Source organism: Nitrobacter sp. 62-13, assembly GCF_001896955.1.
Taxonomy (GTDB): domain Bacteria; phylum Pseudomonadota; class Alphaproteobacteria; order Rhizobiales; family Xanthobacteraceae; genus Nitrobacter.
The window spans coordinates 1-4,163 of the sequence record NZ_MKRN01000094.1; the positions used below are offsets into that span (position 1 = coordinate 1).

The 4,163-nt window shown below is 67.3% G+C and carries 2 protein-coding genes; both read right to left on the reverse strand.

Annotation, left to right across the window (positions count from 1 at the left end; all coding sequences use genetic code 11):
- Positions 1–1,171, reverse strand: a 1,171-nt coding sequence (locus tag BGN91_RS08390) for an FAD-dependent oxidoreductase (RefSeq protein WP_292612205.1), incomplete at its 3' end; no start/stop codon positions are given.
- 13 nt (positions 1,172–1,184) lie between these two features.
- Positions 1,185–3,911 (reverse strand): DNA mismatch repair protein MutS, encoded by a 2,727-nt coding sequence (gene mutS, locus BGN91_RS08395; protein ID WP_292612208.1) that lies wholly within the window; start codon positions 3,909–3,911, stop codon positions 1,185–1,187.
- Positions 3,912–4,163 lie beyond the last annotated feature (252 nt).

The following is a 4,163-nucleotide window of genomic DNA, read 5'->3' on the forward strand; positions in this document are numbered from 1 at the left end:
TCGCCGAGGTGGCCTCGCCCGCGAAGAACAGCCGGTTATCGACCGGCGCGGCGAGCGCCGCGCGATCGCCGGCATGGCCGGGCAGGGCGTGGGAATAGGCGCCTTGCGCGAAGGGATCGCGGGCCCAGCGCGATTCAGCGAGTGGCTTGAGCTTTCTGCGAAAATCCGAGCCGAGCAGCGCCACGATCTCGTCGATCGCCTGCGCTGCGAACGCGCCGTCGCCGGCGTCCTCGAGTTCGCGCGCGAAGCTGCCGCCGAAAAACCCCTCGATGCAGGGCTGGCCGAACGGGCGCAGGTGAAAGGTGCCCATCTTTGTCTGCATGGTGGCGCCGCGCAGGTTGCCGTCGTTCGGCAGCGCGCTGGCGGGATCGTCCAGCGCCAACATCACCTTGTCGTCGACGCCGAGCGGCAGGCCGGCCGCGGCGTTCACTTTCTCGGGCAACTTGGGGTGGAAGCGGATTGCTTCATTCGCGATCAGGTTTGTCGGCGCCGTGACGATCGCCCTGGTCGCCGTCAGCGTTCCTTTCGAGGTTTCGATGCGAAGTTGCAAGCCGGAATGATCGATGCGCCAGACGCGCGTGTTCAGCGCGATCGGGCAGGGTCGGCCGTAGGCTTCGATCAGCGCGCCGTAGCCGCCACGCACGCGCCAGTTGATGCCGGTGTCTTCATAGGCGTCGAGATCGTGGACCGAGACGGAATCGAGTTCGCAGCCGTTCACATAGCCGGAAATCGCATCGATCATCGGATTCCAGCGATTGCCCTGTTCGAGATAGCGGCTGGCCGCAGCGTCGACATCGTTCTCCGCCGCCTTCTCGATGCGCTCGTGGAATGCGTCGAGCGCGGCAAAAAAGTCCTGGCGTTCGGTCGCCGGAAATCCGGCGTCAAAGCTCTGATCGCGCCATGGCGGCCGCGTCCTGTCGATCGCGAAGCCGAGCCGGTCCGCGATGGCAACAAAAGAATTTTTGTCGGCCGAATGCAGCCAGCCGCAGCCGAGATCGAAGACGATGCCGGGAGCCGGCACGATGGTGTGGGCACGCCCGCCGACGCGGCCGCGCGCTTCCAGAACGAGGACCGAGAGACCGGAGCCTTTCAGCGCATCGGCCGCGCCGAGCCCGGCGGCGCCGGCGCCGATGATGGCGACATCGACAGTGGAGGGGAGATTTCGCGACATCGCGGCACGCTGATTACTGTTTCGGCAGTTTCGCCTTGAGCGCATAAAGCGCATCCAGCGCCTCGCGCGGCGACATCTCGTCGGGATGCAGGGACTTCAACGCGTCGATCAACTGTGCGGTTTCGCTCGGCAGCGTGGATTCGTCGGCTGAGCGTGAGGGCGTCGCGAACAGCGGCAGATCGTCGACCAGCGCGCGCACCGTCGATCCACGATCCTGAGCCTCCAGTTTCGCCAGCACCGATTTGGCGCGCGCGACGACCGGCGGCGGCAGGCCGGCGAGCTTCGCCACCTGAATGCCATAGGAGCGGTCGGCGGCGCCGGGGAGCACCTCGTGCAGGAACACCACCTCGCCGTGCCATTCCTTGACCCGCACGGTGGCGTTGAACAGTCGCGGCAGTTTTGCCGACAGCGCGGTGAGTTCGTGATAGTGCGTGGCGAACAGTGCGCGGCAGCGGTTGGTTTCATGCAGATGCTCGATCGCCGCCCACGCGATCGACAGGCCGTCGAAGGTCGCGGTGCCTCGTCCGATCTCGTCGAGGATCACCAGCGCGCGTTCCGATGCCTGATTGAGGATAACGGCGGTTTCCACCATTTCGACCATGAAGGTCGAACGGCCGCGCGCGAGGTCGTCGGCAGCGCCGACCCGCGAGAACAGCCGGTCGATCATGCCGATGCGCGCACGTGCCGCCGGCACGAAGCTGCCGATCTGGGCCATCAGCGCGATCAGCGCGTTCTGACGCAGGAACGTCGATTTGCCCGCCATGTTGGGGCCGGTGAGCAGCCAGATCTGTCCCGACGCCTGGCCCGGGCCGGGCGACAGATCGCAGGCGTTGGCGATGAACGGCTGTCCGGCGCGCTTCAGCGCCTGCTCGACCACCGTATGCCGGCCGCCCTCGATGGCGAAGTCGAGCGAGGCATCGACCTCCGGCCGGATATAATTCTCGTCGGTTGCGAGTTTTGCGAGCGAGGCCGCGACGTCCAGCTGCGCGAAGGCGTGCGCCGCGTTGCGCAGGTCGTCGCCGGCCTCGACCACCATTGCGGCAAGCCGGTCGAAAATCTCCAGTTCGAGGCCGAGCGCGCGGTCGCCGGCATTGGCGATCCTGGCCTCGATCTCGCCGAGCTCCGATGTGGTGAAACGCACCTGGCCGGCCAGCGTCTGGCGATGGATGAAGGCGGCGTTGAGCGGCGCGTTCATCAGCCTGTCGCCGTGCTGCGCGGTCACTTCGACGAAATAGCCGAGCACGTTGTTGTGGCGGATCTTGAGCGTCTTGACGCCGGTCTCCTCGGCGTAGCGCGCCTGCATCGCCGCCACCACGAGGCGGGAATCGTCGCGCAGTTTTCGCGCCTCGTCGAGCGCGCCCTCGTAGCCTTCGCGGACGAAGCCGCCGTCGCGCTTCGTCAGCGGCAGTTCGTCCCCGAGCGCCCGGCCGAGTTCGCGCGCGAGATCGCGGGAGGGGCGCTGCAGCGCCTGCATCGCTGCGGCGACGTCCTTCGGCGGATCGGGAAGCGCGGAAAGCCGCGCCAAAGCCTGATCGGCGGCAACGATGCCGTCGCGCAAGCCTGCGAGATCGCGCGGGCCGCCGCGTCCAACCGAGAGCCGCGCCAGCGCGCGCGACATATCAGGCGCCGCGCGCAACACGGTGCGGATGTCCTCGCATGCCGCGTTGTCGGATACGAATGCGGCGACGGCATCGAGCCGTCGCGCGATGGCGGCGTTGTCCGTCAGCGGCGCCGCCAGCCGCTGCGCCAGAAGCCGCGAGCCTGCCGCCGTCACCGTGCGGTCGATGGCGTCGAGCAGCGAGCCGCGCCGTTCGCCCGCGAGCGTGCGCGTCAGTTCGAGATTGGCGCGGGTGGCCGGATCGATCGCCATGGTGCTGCCCGAAGCTTCCCGCGATGGCGGCGACAGCGGCGGCCGTTTGCCGATCTGGGTGCGGTCGATATAGGTGACGGCGGCCGCGGCCGCGGTCGCCTCGAGCCGCGACATCGCGCTGAGACCGTCCATGGTGGCGACCGCGAAATAATCGCACAGCCGCCGCTCTGCGGTCGCGCTGTCGAAGACGTCGCGGGTCAGCGGCGTGACCGACGGCAATTCGCGCAGCAACGCACTCATGTCAGCATCGCCATGGAGCGCGTCGGACACGATCACCTCGTTGGGGTTGATGCGCGCGAGCGTGGCGGCGAGTTCGCCGGCGCCGCATTCGGTGACCATGAACTCCGCGGTGGAGATGTCGATCCAGGCCAGCGCGATGCGGTCGCTTCCGGAGGAGGCGCGTGCTCGCGCCAGCGCCAGCAGGTAATTGTTGGCCTTGGCATCGAGCAGCGTGTCTTCGGTCAGCGTTCCCGGAGTGACGAGGCGGGCCACATCGCGGCGAACCACGCTCTTGTTGCCGCGCTTGCGCGCCGCGGCCGGATCCTCGGTCTGCTCGCACACCGCGACGCGGTGGCCGAGCGCGATCAGCCGATGCAGGTAATCGTCCGAGCGCTCCACCGGAACGCCGCACATCGGGATGTCTGCTCCCTGGTGCTTGCCGCGTTTGGTCAACGTGATGCCCAGCGCGCGGGACGCGATTTCGGCATCCTCAAAAAACAGTTCGTAGAAATCGCCCATCCGGTAGAACAGCAGCAGGCCGGGATTGGCCGCCTTGATTTCAAGGTACTGTTCCATCATCGGCGTGACTCGTGCCGCCTCGGCGGGGGCGGCGGGGCTCGGCGATGTCGGGATGGCGCGCTGGATCGTCATGGCGGCGAAACTACAAAGTTTCGGCGCCGCTTCCTATGGCATTGCGGCGGCCTTGCGCGTTTTCCACGTCATCGGCATTCATTGCGCTGGGGGCGGGAGCGCTGCCTTTTCGTCATTCCATCACTGCGGCATGATCCGCGGAGGGCGCGCGCATCGCCGCCTTGGTCGATTTCAGGATCAGCGCCAGAGGAATAGCGCAGACGGTCACCAGAGCCACCAGCTCGAAGTCCTGCGAGAACGCGATGATCTGCG

Bases quoted from the DNA above. Each gene is read 5' to 3' on its own strand.
- mutS (WP_292612208.1), bottom strand. From the start codon at position 3,911: ATGACGATCCAGCGCGCCATCCCGACATCGCCGAGCCCCGCCGCCCCC.